Consider the following 12,573-nt stretch of genomic DNA (forward strand, 5'->3'; position numbering starts at 1 on the left):
TTCTACCGGGGGCGCCCGGCCGCGGCGCGGCACTACCCGAAGCATCCGATGAATGGGCGGGCCGACCTACCCTGCCCGCCCTGCGGCACCTTCGGTATGCTGGCGCCCTTTCCTGAATCCGGCGCCGCGAGCGCACTGCCGATGAGCCTGTTCCGACCCCGCATGCTGCTGTCCGTCGCCCTGATCGGCCTGCTGGCCGGCTGCGGTGGCGACCCGGTCCGCCCTGCGCCGCCGCCGGCGCCAACCGTGGTACCGCAGGCCAAGCCGGTGAAGATCGGTATCGCCCTCGGTGGTGGCGCAGCCAAGGGCTTCGCCCACATCGGCGTGATCAAGATGCTGGAGGCCAACGGCTTCGAACCGGCCGTGGTGTCCGGCACCAGTGCCGGCAGCGTGGTCGGCGCGCTGTATGCCAGCGGCATGGATGCGTTCCAGATGCAGAGCAAGGCAGTGGCGCTGGATGAAGCCAGCATCCGCGACGTGCGCCTGTTCTCCGGTGGCCTGGTGCAGGGCCAGAAGCTGCAGGACTACGTCAACGAGCAGGTCGCCAACCGCCCCGCCGAGCGCCTGAAGAAGCCGTTCGCCGCAGTCGCGACCCAGCTGGAAACAGGCGAGCGCGCGATCTTCGTGCGCGGCAACGTCGGCCAGGCCGTGCGCGCCTCCAGCAGCATTCCCGGCGTGTTCGAACCGGTGAAGATCGGTGGCCGCAACTACATCGATGGCGGCGTGGTCAGCCCGGTGCCGGTCGATGCCGCGCGCCAGCTCGGCGCCGACTTCGTGATCGCCGTGGACATCTCCAGCAAGGCCAGCGGCAAGGCGCCGACCGACATGCTGGGCATCGTCAACCAGTCCATCTCGATCATGGGCCAGCGCCTGGGCGAGCAGGAACTGGCACGCGCCGACATCGTCATCCGCCCGAAGGTGCTGGACATCGGCGCCGCCGATTTCAGCCAGCGTGGCACCGCGATCCTGGAGGGCGAAAAGGCCGCAATGGCCGCGATGCCGCAGATCCGCGCGAAGATCCAGCAGCTGCAGCGTGCACGCGCCGCGGCCGCCGCACCGGCACCCGTGGCCGCGCCGAAGTGCGAGGAAGCCTCGCGCCTGGGCAAGCTGATGGGCCGCAAGGACAAGTGCTGAGCTGAGCCGGCGTGTCGCTGCCAGACAGCGACGCGCGCGTTCTAGCGCGCAGGCCGGTAACCGCTGGCCTGCTGCCGCTCGCGCCTGCGCGCCTGACGGGCCTGCTCCTGCAGTGTCGCCGTGTGCTGCAGCTGTTCCATGCCATCGGCCGGCACATGCAGCTGGCGTCGCGCACGGGTGAGTGCCAGATAGACCGCGCGCACCGGGTTGTACCAGATGCGCCCGCCCTGCCCCGCACTGAAGCAACCGGGTGACAGCGAGACCACGTCGAACTGCAGGTTCTTCGCGTGTTCGGCCAGGCACAGCGCCACCCGCCCTTCAGCAGGCGTGTCCTGGTCGTCGAGCGCCTGCAGCAGTGACTGCACCCGATCGGCAGACGCAAACAGTTCGACCAGCGCGCCCTGCCCTTCGTCGGCCTGCGTGGCCAGGAAGCGCTCCTGTGCCGGGTCCGAGGCGCTGTCGCGGCGCCGGCGCCACGCATCCAGCGGCCGCTGCAGCACGCTGCGCAGCGCGCGCAGCGATGCCGGATGCAGATAGGGCCGCAGCCCGAGCGCGTGCAGCTGTGCCGCATCCAGGGCCAGATCGGCGACGCTGCCATGGATGCGCAGGCCCTCGCTCGGCACCTGCGCCCAGTGGCGGTAATGCAGCACACCGGTGGCGCGGTCGGCGGCACCGACGAACGGCCCACTGTCCTGCCCCAGTCCATCCAGTGCCAGGGTCTGGTTGACCAGGCCCTCGACCTGGTTGCCCTGGCGCACCGACTGGTGCATTTCCAGCACCTTCGACGCGGCCCAGCGCGGCACCGTACCGGTCAGGCACTGGTGCGGATCCCCCAGGCTGACCACGCCAGGCGCATGGCCGGCCAGCAACTGCTTCCACGACGGGCTCAGGTCATGCGCCTCGTCCACCAGCAGCATGCCCATGTCCAGCGGCGGGGTAACGCCGCGCAGCGCCAACCACTTGCCGATGTGCGCCGGGCTGAGGCTCAGCAGCGTGCCCCGCTGCAGTTCGGCGTCGAACATGCAGCGCCAGACGTGCTCGGCGGCCGCCATGTACGGCGACACGTCGAGCATCGCGGCGGGCACCGACCGGTCGAAATGCTGGAACGCCAAGCCCGGTGCAGACGACGCGCACCAACGGTTGATGGCCTCGAACGCAGTCAGCAGCACCTGCTCCGGGCTGCGCCCACCGATGCCCTGCAGGCCGATGCGGCCGGCAATCTCGCGCGGCGTGCGGGTGCTGCGCCGGTAGCTGGCAACGAAGCCACCGGTGTGGCCGCTGCGCGCGGCATGCTGCGCCACGCGGTTGGCGAACTCGATCTGGGTCAGCAGGCGCACCGCGGTGCTGGCCGGCACGCGGCTGCGGAAGGCTTCCACCTGCCCACGCGAGGGCGCCACGTAGGTGTAGCGGCCGGGCCGCGCCTCCATCAGCGCCAGCACCAGGTGGCCCTTGCCGGTGCCGGCATAGCCATCGAGGTCGATCAACTCATCGGGGTTGGCGGCGATGGCGCGCAGCACGCGGGCCTGCTCGGAGGTGTACAGGCCATGGTGTTCGACCGCACGCGCGTCCTCGGCGGCCACGTCATCCTGCGTGAGCGCCTCGTCACTGGAAAAGGTGGCGGGAAAGCGGATCTCATGCTCGGTCAGGGTTTCCTGGCAGGCCTGCTGCAGGGCCAGGCCCGGATACTCCAATGGCGACTGCGCGATGACGTCCTGCAGGATCTGCGCCGGCGCCAGCAGCACGCCGTGGGCGGCCAATGCGGTCAGCCAGGCATCCAGCTCCGGCTGGCCTCCGCCACCGGGGCCGGCCAGCTCCGCGGCGGCGCCTTCGTTGCCAGCAAACAGCGCGCAGGCATCATGCAGCAGGCGTTCGATCTCGGCCGCTGGATGCAGGCGCGCCCGGCACAACTGCGCGGCCATCAGCCCGGCCTGCTCCACTGCCGTCTGCGGCGGCGTGCCGTGAGCGATGTAACGTGCCAGCGACTTGCGCTGCAGCGGCAGGAAGATGGTGGTGGGCACCGGGTGCTGGAGTTCGGACATGCGTGGAACCGGAAAGGAACGCTGCGGCGCGCGCAGGGCGGTGATGCTCGGCTACCCGCCCGGCCGCGTCAAATCGCCGCTGCGCTCATTCCAGCTGCGACAACGGCAATGCCTGGAAGCCCTTCACCGTGCGCAGCACGAAGCTGGAATTGGCGTCGGCCACGCCGCCGGCGTTGAGCAGGCGGTCCAGCAGGAAGTGCGAAAAGTGCTCCAGGTCGCGCACGTAGACGTGCAGCAGGTAGTCCATGTCGCCGGTCAGCGCATGGCAGGCCACCACCTCGTCCCAGCCCTGCACGCTGTCCACGAAGTGGCCGATGGCGGCCTGGTCGTGCTTTTCCAACTGCACGCGCACGAAGGCCTGCAGGCCCAGGCGCAGCTGCCGCGGCTCCAGCCGCGCGCCGTAGCCGACGATCACGCCCTCGCTTTCCAGCCGCTGCAGGCGGCGCAGGCAGGCCGAGGGCGACAGGTTCACCCGAGTCGCCAGCTCCGCGTTGGTGGCGCGCCCATCCCGCTGGATTTCAGCCAGCAGGCGTATATCCGTGCGATCAAACTGGACTTCTCCGGCCATTGCTGCTCCGCAACATGGTGACTGCGCAAGGATATTGCGCCAACAATGCCAATCGGCGCAACTTTTGCAACCCTGTTGCGCGCGCCCTGCCCTAGCATCGTGGCTATCCCTTCAAGGAGTGCCCCATGGACCTCGCCCAGCCCCGCCGCGTCGAACACCAGCAGACCGACAAGGGCTACGTGCCGGTGTACACCACCGCGCTCGTCGAGCAGCCGTGGGACACCTACAGCGCCGACGACCACGCCACCTGGAGCACGCTGTACCAGCGCCAGCGCGAGCTGCTGGTCGGCCGTGCCTGCCAGGAATTCCTGGACGCGCAGGACGAGATGGGCATGAACGCGCACATGATTCCGCGCTTCGACCAGCTCAACGAAGTGCTGGGCGCGGCCACCGGCTGGACCCTGGTCGGCGTCGAAGGCCTGCTGCCGGAACTGGATTTCTTCGACCACCTGGCCAACCGCCGTTTTCCCGTGACCTGGTGGATCCGTCGCCCGGACCAGATCGACTACATCGCCGAGCCGGACCTGTTTCACGACCTGTTCGGCCACGTGCCGCTGCTGATGAACCCGGTGTTCGCCGACTACATGGAGGCCTATGGCCGTGGCGGCGTCAAAGCCCACGCGATCGGCCCGGACGCGCTGCAGAACCTCACCCGCCTGTACTGGTACACGGTGGAGTTCGGCCTGATCGACACGCCCGACGGCCTGCGCATCTACGGTGCCGGCATCGTGTCGTCCAAGGGCGAGTCGCTGTACTCGCTGGAATCGGCCGCACCCAACCGCATCGGTTTCGACCTGCAGCGGATCATGCGAACGAAGTACCGCATCGACACCTTCCAGAAGACCTACTTCGTCATCGACAGCTTTGAACAGCTGATGCAGGCGACGTCGCCGGACTTCACCCCGATCTACGCGGCACTGGCCGACCAGGCGCACCTGCCTGCCGGTGACGTGCAGGCTGACGATCACGTGTTCCAGGCCGGCACGGGTGAAGGCTGGGCGGACGGCGGCGACGTGTGATGCGCGCTGCCGCGCGGCTATCCTGCACGGCATGACTGATGCATTTGCTTCGCTGCGCGTAACCGATGTCGCTTTCGACGACGACTTCATCCTGCTGACCCTGGCCGATGGCCGCCGCACCCGCCAGCCGCTGCGCTGGGTACCTGCGTTGTTCGAAGCCGATGCAGGGCAACGCGCGCGGTGGGTCGCCACCGCCGATGGCCTGGGCGTGAACTGGCCGGCGCTGCTGCCGACGCGCGAGGCTGGCGTGGTCGATATCCTCAACCAGGTCTGGGAAGACCGCTACGAGGCCGCGCTGGCGCGACTGAAGGCAGCCGCGTGGACGCTGGATGCGCTGTCCGACGAAGACCAGCTGCTGGTGGCGCTGTGGCGCATGGAGGCCGACATCAACAACGGCGGCTTCATGCAGTTCCTGTGCAACTGGGGCGACCCGACCTGCCAGCTGGCGTTGCGTGCGCTGCAGGCGATGGGCGCGGCGAAGACCCACGCGATCCTGGCCGGCATGCGCGGGCTGGTCGACCGGCTGGAAGATGACCCGGCGGTCAAGCAACTGACCGACCTGTACGGCGCGATGACCGAACAGGAGCAGGAGGCGCTGCACGCCTTCGACGAAGCCTATTTCGAGCGACCGGAAGACCTGGCCAGGTTGGGGCTGAAGCACTTCGGCCCGGAGCCTGTCGAACGACGATGACCATGCACTCCGGCGCTGTTCTGTAGAGCCGAGCCCATGCTCGGCTACGTTTCAATCAGCGCGGGTACACCAGCAGCACCACCAGATCCTCCTCACCCACCTGCTGCAGCGCATGGTGGCTGCCCTTGCGGGTCAGCAGCGCGAGCCCGGCGTGCACGTCGTACTGCCTGCCATCCAGCACATAACTGCCCTGCCCACTGACGATGTAATAGATCTCGTCCTTGTGCTGCGGATGCAGGCCGATGCCCGCGCCTTTGTGCAGCACACGCTTGCGCAGCACGAACGGCAGCCCTTCGGCATCGGCGAAGAACGGATACGCCGTGGTCGGGCCGGCACCGCCGTGCGGGCCTGCTTGCGTGCGCACAACACTGTCTTCGTGCACCACCTGCGAGGGCAGGGCTGGGTCGCTACCCTGCCCTTCCGCCACCACGTCGCAGTCGATATCCCGCACCAGCGCCGGCTGCAGCGCGGGTAGCAGCGGCACCGCCTCGCGCAATACCAGGCAGGCCACCGCATGTGCGCCGGCCACGCTTAAATGGGTGCCGTCGGCCTTGTTCTGTTCGGGCACGAACAGGAAGTAGGGTCGCGCGCCCTCCTCACCCAGCGCGCGGATCCAGCGCATGCTGCGGTCATTCAGATCAATCAGCGCAATCTGCTCGCGCGCGGCCAACGCCTTCATCGACTGCGTGTAGCGGCCATGCGTATCCAGCAGTGAACCGAAGTCGTACAGCAGCCGCGCCACCGGCGTGACCAGCACCGGCGTGGCGCCCTTTGCGCGGGCCACCTGTACGTAACGCATCAGCAGGCGTGGGTAGTCGCTGTCCGGATCGGTGTAGCGCGTGCGGTCTTCGAACTTCGCATCGTTGTGGCCGAACTGGATCAGCAGCACGTCGCCTTGGCGCAGCTCGGCGGCGATGGCCTCCAGGCGCCCTTCCTCGATGAAACTGCGCGTGCTGCGCCCGCCCTTGGCGTGGTTGTGCACCTCCAAGCGCGCCGGGTCCAGGTAGCTCTGCAGCGCCTGGCCCCAGCCGGCCTGCGGCGCGCGCTCGGGGCCGTATGCGGCCGCAGTGGAGTCACCGGCAATGAAGACCCGCACGGGCGCCGCCTGCGCGGTGGTGCACGACAGCAGCAACAACAAAGGCAACAGGGTGCGCATATCCGGTCTCCGGTAGTGCCGGCCGCTGCCCGGCAACCTCATGAACGGCGGAAGCATTGCCAGGACGCCGGCCAGCGGCCGGCACCACCGCGGATCACGCGTCAGCGCGCCAGCCAGCCACCATCGACCGGCAGCACGGCGCCGTTGATGTAATCCGACGCCGACGAGGCCAGGAACACCGCCGCACCGGCCAGGTCATCCGGCGTGCCCCAGCGACCGGCCGGGATGCGCTCCAGGATCGCCTTGTTGCGCGCTTCGTCGGCGCGCAGCTCGGCGGTGTTGTCGGTGGCCATGTAGCCCGGGGCGATGGCATTGATGTTGATGCCCTTGCCCGCCCACTCGTTGGCCAGCAGCCGGGTGATGCCGGCGATGCCGCTCTTGCTGGCGGTGTACGACGGCACGCGGATACCGCCCTGGAAGGACAGCATCGAAGCGATGTTGATGATCTTGCCGTGGCCCTGTTCGATGAAGTGGCGGCCGGCGGCCTGCGAAATGAAGAACGCGGACTTGAGATTGACGTTCATCACGTCGTCCCAGTCCTGCTCGCTGAAGTCCACCGCATCGGCGCGGCGGATCAGGCCGGCGTTGTTGACCAGGATGTCCAACCCGCCGAGGCCTTCGATGGTCTCGCGGACTACGCGCGCCACCGGCTCGATGCTGATCAGGTTGGCTTCGATGGCCAGGCAGCGGCGGCCCAGCGCGGTGATCTTTTCGATGGTATCGGTGGGCGGGGCGATGCCGGCCACGGCCACGTCGGCGCCAGCGGCGGCCAGTGCCACGGCGATGCCCTGGCCCAGACCGGTATTGCCACCGGTTACCAGAGCGACCTTGCCTTCCAGGCTGAAGGGATTAGCCATTGCGTATGCGTTCCTTGATAGAGACGAGCGGTGTCGACGGCCGGCACACGGTGCGCGGCGGCCAGGCGGGCTTACTTGAGCTGGCAGATGTCCAGCACGTGCATGTCGGTGTAGTCCAGGTTCTCGCCACCCATCGCCCAGATGAAGGCGTAGTTGCTGGTGCCGGCGCCCATGTGGATCGACCACGGCGGCGACACGACCGCTTCGTTGTTCTGGATCACGATGTGACGCTGCGCGGCCGGCTCGCCCATGAAGTGGTAGACGCGGTCGCTGTCACCCAGGTCGAAGTAGAAGTAGACCTCGCTGCGACGGTCGTGCAGGTGCGGCGGCATGGTGTTCCACACGCTGCCCGGCTTGAGCACGGTCAGGCCCAGCAGCAGCTGCGAGGACTGGCAGGTGGCCGGCACGATGTACTGGTAGATGGTGCGCTCGTTGCTGGTTTCCAGCGCGCCGCGGTCCAGTGCAACGGCGTCCTTGATGGACAGCTGCCTGGTTTCGAAGCGGGCATGGGCCGGGGTCGAGGCCAGATAGAACTGGGCGGGGTTGGCGGCGTCCTGCGAGGCGAACACGACCTCCTTGCTGCCCATGGCCACGTACAGACCGTCCTTCGGACCCAGCGTGTAGCCGGTGCCATCCACGGTGACCGTACCGGTGCCGCTGCCGACGTTGATCACGCCCAGTTCCCGGCGCTCCAGGAACGGGTGGCCTGCGGCCGAAGCGGGTTCGGTCTGGGTCGGCAGCGCAAGCGGTGCGTCCACCGGGGCGGCGCCACCAATCACGAAGCGCTCGTAGTGGGTGTACTTGAGGGTCACCGCACCGGCGTTGAACAGGCCATCGAGCAGGTACAGGTCACGCAGCTGGTCGTTGCTGGCACCGTGGATGGCATCGGGATGGGTGGCGTAATGGGTCTTGCTGTACATGGCGTCTCCAGAGCGGGGGGCGGGCCGACGGGTCGGCCCCGGCGCGGTTCACGGTCGATTCTAGCCAGACAGGAAACCGGTGTCATTTTGCGTCGCACGATGCCGGGATGGCTCGGGCAGGGCGCGGTGGATCGGGTGGATGGGGCAGGGGCGTGTCACGACCAGAGGTCGTGACCTGCAGGATTGATCCTTGGGGATCAATCCTCCGGCGGCTGGCAGGAATCGCGGACGATCAGGTGCGGCCGCACGCTGGCAATGGGCAGCGCGGCCTGGCCTTCGGGCTGGATCAGCATCGCCGCGGCGGTGCGTCCGGTATCGCGCGTGTGCCGGCGCACCGAGGTCAGCGAGGGCCACAGGCGCGAGGCAAGCGGGCTGTCGTCATAGCCGACAATGGACAGCTGGCGCGGAATGTTGATGCCCGCGCGCAGCGCCACCTTGTAGATACCGGCGGCCATTTCATCGTTGCCGGTGAAGATGGCGGTCGGGCGGCGCTTGCCCAGCAGCAGTTTCTCGGCAGCGGCGACACCGGATTCGAAGGTGTAGCCGGCCTCGATGATGCGGTCCTTCGGCAGCTCGATACCGCGTTGCGACAGTGCGTCGATGAAGCCGGCGGTACGTTCATGGGCCGAACGGTAGGCGCTGGGACCGGTCACCAGGGCAATGTCACGGTGGCCGAGCGAGAGCAGGTAGTCGGCGGCTTCGGCCGCACCATCGCGGTCATGGGTAACCACCATCTGCGAGCTTTCGTCCAGCGGCAGCGCTGCCACGCGGGTAAACCGGCAGCCGATCTCATCGAGCATGTCCGCCAGCGCCTGGTCTTCCGAGGCACGCGGCACCAGGATCACGCCGTGCAGCTTCTGCTGCTGCACGAAGCGACGCACGCCTTCGATGTAGCCGGGGCTGCGGCTGTCACAGGGATGCACCACCAGCTCGAAACTGGATCCACGCAATGCATCCAGCGCGCCGTACTGCATGTCCACGATGTACTGCGCGGTGGGGTTGTCGTAGACCATGCCGATCAGGAAGGAGCGGCGGAACGCCAGCCCGCGGGCCAGTGGATCGGGCGTGTAGCCCACTTCACGCATCAACGCTTCCACCTTGTCGCGCGTGTCCTTGCGCACCAGTGGCGAGTTGTTGATGATTCTTGAAACCGTTTTCTTGGATACACCCGACAGTCGCGCGATGTCGTTGATGGTGGCTGCCTTGCCCTTCGCCAATGCCGGCGTAGCGGCATCGTTCTTGTTGCGCACTGACATGTTTTGAACCCGGTAAGTCTGGGGATTCCGGCTCCGCGCTCAGTCCAGCGCGCGGTAGCGGAAGTTGCGGAAGGTTACCGCACCGTCGCCGGCCGCATACAGCGCCGGCTTCAACGCCAGGAACCTGCCCGCGACATTGTGATGGTAACCGGACACTTCCATCTGAACCGGATACTTCTGCCAAGTGTGCCCGTCGGTGCTGGAGTGGAAGGTGACGATGTGGCGGTTGTTGGTCACCCGCAACCACAGCCGGCCGCCGCGGCCCGGGGCCGGTCGGGCAGGGCGCTCCTCGCCGTAGCGATGCATGATGAACGACTCGCCGTTGCTGCCCACGCCCGCGTACAGCCGGTCGCTGTAGAACAGCAGCGCGCCTCCCACGGCACCGGGGGCGATCTCCATCTCCACCTCGAACTGATAGGCCCGGTCGCCGGCGATGGTGGTCAGCGGCGAGGCGTCGCGCGGCGTACTGCCCTTGCCCTGCAGGACAAGGCCGTTGCCACTGAAACCCAGCCGGCGGTACTCATCCTGCGCCGGGTTGAAGAACGCCCACTGCGGGCCAAGCGTGCTGCCGCGGAAATCATCCGACAGCGCCATGCCATGCGGCGACAGCGCCTGTCCGGCCGGCTTGCGCAGTGGCTGACCAAGGTCTCCGCCCGTGGCCCGGAACCAGCCGTCAGCGGTCCATTCGATCGGTTCGAGCAGGGCCTGCCGACCCAGCGTCCAGAAGCCGTTCTCGTACCCGTGGTACATCATCCACCAGCGTCCATCGGTCCCTTCGATCACCGTCGCGTGGCCGCGTGACCACCAGGGCTCGGCCGCCGACTGCGTGCGCGTGATCGGGTTGTTGGGCGCGTTCTCCCATGGTCCGTGGATCGAACGCGAGCGCGCGGTGATCACCATGTGCCCGGTCGGCGGACCGGCGGTGCCGCCCACTGCCGTGGTCATGTAGTACCAGCCGTCGCGGACGTGGATCTTCGGGCCTTCCTGCGCGTAGGCCTCAACGTCCCAGTCCTGCGGGTAGCGCCAGCCGTCATAGACGTGTTTCGGCGTGCCGACCACGCTCAACCCGTCGTCGGCCAGCTGCACGTAATCACCGCCACTGAGGAACAGGTAGCGCTTGCCGTCTTCACCCACTGCATGGCCGGGATCGATGTAGCCACCCAGGCCGATGTCGATCGGCGCGCTCCACGGGCCCTTGATGTCATCGGCCCAGACCACGAAGTTGCTGCGGCGCTCGCCGGTGCGGGCCGGGAAGTAGATGAAGTAGCGCCCCCGATGCTTGACGATGTCCGGCGCCCAGATCGCCCCCACGTTGCGGGTGACCGCATGTCCCAGCGGCTGCCAGTTCACCAGGTCGCGCGAGTGCCAGATCGGGAGGCCGGGGTAGGCGTCGAACGACGACAGCGTGAGGTAGTAATCGTCCCCGTCCTTGAGCACCGAGGGATCCGGATGGTCACCGGCCAGCACCGGATTGAGGAACGTGCCATCGCCCCGGTCCGCCTGGCGCTGGTGTTCCAGCCCCCGCGCCCACTGCGCCGGCGCGCGCGCGGGCTCCGCCGCGGGTGCAGGCCGTGCCGGCAGCAACAGCACGAGCAGAGTGATGGTGGCGGCGATACACAGTGCACGCATGGCAGTCTCCTTGTGGCTCAGCCGCGCAGCGCGGCGGGCAGCCACAACGACAGTGAGGGGAAGAAGGCCACGACCAGCAGCACGGCGAGCGCGGCGAACCAGAACGGCCAGATCGTGCGCATGCTCTGGCCCACGCTGATCTTGCCGATGGCCGTGCCGATGAACAGCACCGAGCCCACCGGGGGCGTGACCAGACCCAGGCCACCGGTGAGCACCAGCACCAGGCCGAAGTGGATCGGATCGATGCCGTAGGCGCGCGCCACCGGCAGGAAGATCGGCGTGCAGATCAGGATCATCGGCGCCAGGTCCATGAAGGTGCCCAGCAGCAGCAGCATCACCACGATCATCAGCAGCACCATGAACTGGCTGTGCGCGAACGACTGCAGGAACTCGACGGCGGCCGCGGGCACCTGCAGGTAGGCCAGCAGCCAGCCAAACACGGCAGCGGTGGCGATCACGAACAGGATCACGCCCGTGCTGCGCGCAGCGTGGATGACGGTGTCGAAGAACTCGCGCCAGCGCAGTTGCCGGTACAGCACGGTGGTCACCAGCAAGGCGTAGACCACGGCGATGGCTGCGCTTTCCACTGCGGTGAAGATGCCGGCACGGATACCGATGAAGATCAGCGCGACCAGGCCCAGGCCGGGCAGGGCGGAGACGATGCGCAGGGCCACGGCGCGCCAGCCGGGAAAGACCTCCACGCCATAGCCGCGGCGGCGCGCCACCGCATAGCCGGTGACCATCAGCGCCAACGTCATCAGCAGCGCGGGGACAATGCCGGCGGCGAACAGATCGGCGATGGACAGGCCCCCACCGGCAGCGGCCGAGAACAGGATCAGGTTGTGCGACGGCGGCACCAGCAGCGCCACCAGCGCGGCGGTGATGCTGACGTTGACGGCGAAATCGCGGTCGTAGCCGCGCTTGACCATCTGCGGGATCATCGTGCCGCCGACCGCCGAAACGTCGGCGATGGCCGAGCCGGACACGCCGCCGAAGAACAGCGAGGACAGGATCGAGACCTGGCCGAGGCCACCGCGCAAGCGCCCCACCAGCGACGAGGCCAAGGCGATCAGGCGCTCGGAGATGCCGCCGCGCATCATGATCTCGCCCGCGAAGATGAACAACGGAATGGCGATCAGCGAGGCCGAGCCGGTACCGGCCGAGATCTGCTGCACCAGCACGATGCTGGGGATATCCAGGTAGAGCAGGGTGGCCAGCGCGGCAGCGGCCAGCGCGTAGGCCACCGGCACGCCGAGCAGCAGCAGCACGGCAAACACGGAGAACAGGATGGTGATACCCATGGA

At 67.8% G+C, this 12,573-nt stretch carries 11 protein-coding genes; 3 read left to right on the forward strand and 8 right to left on the reverse strand.

Annotation, left to right across the window (positions count from 1 at the left end):
* The first annotated feature begins 141 nt into the window (after positions 1–141).
* Positions 142–1,134, forward strand: coding sequence for a patatin-like phospholipase family protein (locus tag R5H29_RS03155; RefSeq protein ID WP_019658835.1), 993 nt, complete (start codon positions 142–144; stop codon positions 1,132–1,134).
* Between the two features lie 41 nt (positions 1,135–1,175).
* Here R5H29_RS03155 and R5H29_RS03160 read toward each other — a convergent pair whose 3' ends face one another.
* Positions 1,176–3,173: a hypothetical protein gene (locus tag R5H29_RS03160; RefSeq protein WP_332328724.1), complete on the reverse strand. Its 1,998-nt coding sequence runs from the start codon at positions 3,171–3,173 to the stop codon at positions 1,176–1,178.
* A gap of 85 nt (positions 3,174–3,258) precedes the next feature.
* Positions 3,259–3,741, reverse strand: a complete 483-nt coding sequence (locus tag R5H29_RS03165) for an Lrp/AsnC family transcriptional regulator (protein ID WP_004153377.1) — start codon at positions 3,739–3,741, stop codon at positions 3,259–3,261.
* A 125-nt stretch (positions 3,742–3,866) separates the two neighbouring features.
* Here R5H29_RS03165 and phhA point away from each other — a divergent pair, with 125 nt between their 5' ends.
* Together phhA and R5H29_RS03175 are read left to right on the forward strand one after the other, a co-directional pair.
* Positions 3,867–4,760, forward strand: a complete 894-nt coding sequence (phhA, locus tag R5H29_RS03170; protein WP_019658833.1) for a phenylalanine 4-monooxygenase — start codon at positions 3,867–3,869, stop codon at positions 4,758–4,760.
* Positions 4,761–4,791: 31 nt separating this feature from the next.
* Complete coding sequence (locus tag R5H29_RS03175; protein ID WP_308305329.1) at positions 4,792–5,451, forward strand: DUF4375 domain-containing protein; 660 nt, start codon at positions 4,792–4,794, stop codon at positions 5,449–5,451.
* 55 nt (positions 5,452–5,506) lie between these two features.
* Here the strand turns inward: R5H29_RS03175 and R5H29_RS03180 are convergent, their stop codons facing one another.
* The 6 genes from R5H29_RS03180 to R5H29_RS03205 form a co-directional block, all read right to left on the reverse strand.
* Positions 5,507–6,607 (reverse strand): GDSL-type esterase/lipase family protein, encoded by a 1,101-nt coding sequence (locus R5H29_RS03180; protein ID WP_332328725.1) that lies wholly within the window; start codon positions 6,605–6,607, stop codon positions 5,507–5,509.
* Between the two features lie 101 nt (positions 6,608–6,708).
* On the reverse strand, positions 6,709–7,464 hold the full coding sequence (gene kduD, locus R5H29_RS03185; protein ID WP_332328726.1) for a 2-dehydro-3-deoxy-D-gluconate 5-dehydrogenase KduD: 756 nt from the start codon (positions 7,462–7,464) through the stop codon (positions 6,709–6,711).
* Between the two features lie 71 nt (positions 7,465–7,535).
* Positions 7,536–8,384, reverse strand: coding sequence for a 5-dehydro-4-deoxy-D-glucuronate isomerase (gene kduI / locus R5H29_RS03190; protein ID WP_019337387.1), 849 nt, complete (start codon positions 8,382–8,384; stop codon positions 7,536–7,538).
* A 197-nt stretch (positions 8,385–8,581) separates the two neighbouring features.
* Entirely contained in the window at positions 8,582–9,640 is a 1,059-nt protein-coding gene (locus tag R5H29_RS03195) for a LacI family DNA-binding transcriptional regulator (RefSeq protein ID WP_019337388.1), read from the reverse strand.
* Positions 9,641–9,679: 39 nt separating this feature from the next.
* Positions 9,680–11,269, reverse strand: a complete 1,590-nt coding sequence (locus R5H29_RS03200) for a family 43 glycosylhydrolase (protein WP_019337389.1) — start codon at positions 11,267–11,269, stop codon at positions 9,680–9,682.
* A 17-nt stretch (positions 11,270–11,286) separates the two neighbouring features.
* Entirely contained in the window at positions 11,287–12,570 is a 1,284-nt protein-coding gene (locus R5H29_RS03205) for a TRAP transporter large permease (protein ID WP_005421133.1), read from the reverse strand.
* Positions 12,571–12,573 lie beyond the last annotated feature (3 nt).

The organism is Stenotrophomonas sp. A3_2 (assembly GCF_036624925.1).
Classification (GTDB): Bacteria; Pseudomonadota; Gammaproteobacteria; order Xanthomonadales; family Xanthomonadaceae; genus Stenotrophomonas; species Stenotrophomonas hibiscicola.

Bases quoted from the DNA above. Each gene is read 5' to 3' on its own strand.
- R5H29_RS03155 (WP_019658835.1), top strand. From the start codon at position 142: ATGAGCCTGTTCCGACCCCGCATGCTGCTGTCCGTCGCCCTGATCGGC.
- R5H29_RS03160 (WP_332328724.1), bottom strand. From the start codon at position 3,173: ATGTCCGAACTCCAGCACCCGGTGCCCACCACCATCTTCCTGCCGCTG.
- R5H29_RS03165 (WP_004153377.1), bottom strand. From the start codon at position 3,741: ATGGCCGGAGAAGTCCAGTTTGATCGCACGGATATACGCCTGCTGGCT.
- phhA (WP_019658833.1), top strand. From the start codon at position 3,867: ATGGACCTCGCCCAGCCCCGCCGCGTCGAACACCAGCAGACCGACAAG.
- R5H29_RS03175 (WP_308305329.1), top strand. From the start codon at position 4,792: ATGACTGATGCATTTGCTTCGCTGCGCGTAACCGATGTCGCTTTCGAC.
- R5H29_RS03180 (WP_332328725.1), bottom strand. From the start codon at position 6,607: ATGCGCACCCTGTTGCCTTTGTTGTTGCTGCTGTCGTGCACCACCGCG.
- kduD (WP_332328726.1), bottom strand. From the start codon at position 7,464: ATGGCTAATCCCTTCAGCCTGGAAGGCAAGGTCGCTCTGGTAACCGGT.
- kduI (WP_019337387.1), bottom strand. From the start codon at position 8,384: ATGTACAGCAAGACCCATTACGCCACCCATCCCGATGCCATCCACGGT.
- R5H29_RS03195 (WP_019337388.1), bottom strand. From the start codon at position 9,640: ATGTCAGTGCGCAACAAGAACGATGCCGCTACGCCGGCATTGGCGAAG.
- R5H29_RS03200 (WP_019337389.1), bottom strand. From the start codon at position 11,269: ATGCGTGCACTGTGTATCGCCGCCACCATCACTCTGCTCGTGCTGTTG.
- R5H29_RS03205 (WP_005421133.1), bottom strand. From the start codon at position 12,570: ATGGGTATCACCATCCTGTTCTCCGTGTTTGCCGTGCTGCTGCTGCTC.